Genomic DNA, 1944 nt, shown 5'->3' on the forward strand with positions numbered 1-1944 from the left:
CCGGTATCGCCGGCCGCCGCCCCCCATACTGACGACGGCGACGATACCTATTCCGGCGGCACCGGCTTCGACACGCTCGATGCCAGCGCCAGCACCAAGACCATCGTCGTCGACCTCGAACAGGGCACCGCCACCGGCGAAGAAATCGGCACCGACACGCTCGACAGCATCGAGATGGTGATCGGCGGCTCCGGTGATGACCGGCTTGCCGGCGATGCCGCCGGCAACACCCTCGCCGGCAATGACGGCAACGATGGCATCGACGGCCGCGACGGCGGCGACACGCTCTCCGGCGGCCAGGGCGACGACAGCGTCTCCGGCGGTAACGGCAACGACACCATGCTCGTCGAAGCTCCGGCCTGCGTGCCCGGGGAAACGAGCGACGGCAACGACAGCTATGATGGCGGCGCAGGAAACGACAGGCTCGATGCCAGCGCCAGCACCAAGACCATCGTCGTCGACCTCGAACAGGGCACCGCCAGCGGCGACGAGATCGGCAGCGACACGCTTCACAGCATCGAGGCCGTCATTGCCGGGACCAGTGATGACCGGCTTGCGGGCGATGCCGCCTGCAACACCCTCGTCGGCAATGACGGCAACGATGTCATCGACGGCCGTAGCGGCAACGACACGCTCTCCGGCGGCCAGGGCGACGACACCGTCGCCGGCGGTGCGGGCGACGACACGGTTATCGTCGTCGCCATGATCGAGACCGGTAACGGCACCGCGACGAATGATGGCACCGATCGTTATTCGGGCGGCGACGGCATCGACACGCTCGACATGTCGGCACTCGTTCAGGCCGTGCTTGCCGATATCGAAGCCGGGATCGCCGAGGGCAACGAGATCGGCACGGACGTGATCGATGGCTTCGAAATCATCACCGGTGGCCAGGGCGGCGACCAGCTGTCGGGTGGCGCCGGCAACAATATCCTGTCGGGCGGCGACGGCAATGACCGGTTGCGTGGCCGCGGCGGCGACGACGTTCTCGTCGGTGGCGCCGGCGACGACGAACTCGAAGGCAATACCGGCAGCGATACCTTCCTCGTCGTGATCCCACCGGAGGCGAGCGGCAGTGACGGCAACGACCGTATTGACGGCAATGAGGCGGTCGACAGCTACGACGCCTCGGCGGCAACACAGGCGGTGGTGATCGACCTCGACGGTGGCACGGCTGAGGGCGCCGAGATCGGCTCGGACCTGCTGACCGCGATCGAAGGTGCTGTCGGCGGCAAGGGCGACGACGTGCTGGTCGCCGGCAACGCCGTCAACTTTCTCGCCGGCGGTGACGGCGCCGATGTCTTCGTCTTCCGCACGGTGGCATCGCTGGCCAATGACGGCAGCGGCCGCGACGAGATCCGCGACTTTGAGGTCGGCGACCGCATCGACCTGTCGAAGATCGCCGAAGCCATCGGCGGCCTGGTCTTTGCCCCGTTCGCCGCCGACGGCCAGGCGCCGCCGGTGCACCGGATCAGCTTCTATCACGAGGCCTTCGGCGACGGCGAACGCACCGTCGTGCGCGCCGTCGTCAACCTCGAACGCGACGAGGATCTCGAATTCCTGATCGCCGGCCGCCACGCGCTCACCGAACAGGACTTTATCCTCGCCGCGCTCGAAGGCCCGGCCGGCCAGCCGAGAGACAGCGTCTGAACAGCGAAAAAACCTCAGTGTCACGCGTTATCGGGAGAAGAACACCATGAACACCACGGACAACAGCACGGCGGAAACGGCAACGCCCAGTTCGGCGCCGGCCGAAAAACCGCAGTTCGGCATCACCGCGCGCATCGTCGTCTCGGCCGTCTTTGCCGCGACGCTGGTGTTCGGTGTCGGCGGCTGGGCCGCCCAGGCCAAGCTGTCGGGTGCCGTCATCACCCAGGGCCAGGTCGCCGTCTCCCAGCAGGTCAAGCTGATCCAGCACCGCGACGGCGGCATCGTCGCGGCGAT

1 protein-coding gene and 1 pseudogene are annotated in these 1944 nt (G+C 67.3%); both read left to right on the plus strand.

Annotated features, from left to right (window positions below; all coding sequences use genetic code 11):
• Positions 1-1650, plus strand: a 1650-nt coding sequence (locus BC360_RS26300; RefSeq protein WP_083222738.1) for a calcium-binding protein, incomplete at its 5' end; no start/stop codon positions are given.
• A gap of 46 nt (positions 1651-1696) precedes the next feature.
• Positions 1697-1944: pseudogene (locus BC360_RS26305) on the plus strand (HlyD family type I secretion periplasmic adaptor subunit); the annotation flags it as partial.

It is taken from the genome of Ensifer sp. LC163 (genome assembly GCF_001695855.1).
Taxonomy (GTDB): domain Bacteria; phylum Pseudomonadota; class Alphaproteobacteria; order Rhizobiales; family Rhizobiaceae; genus Ensifer.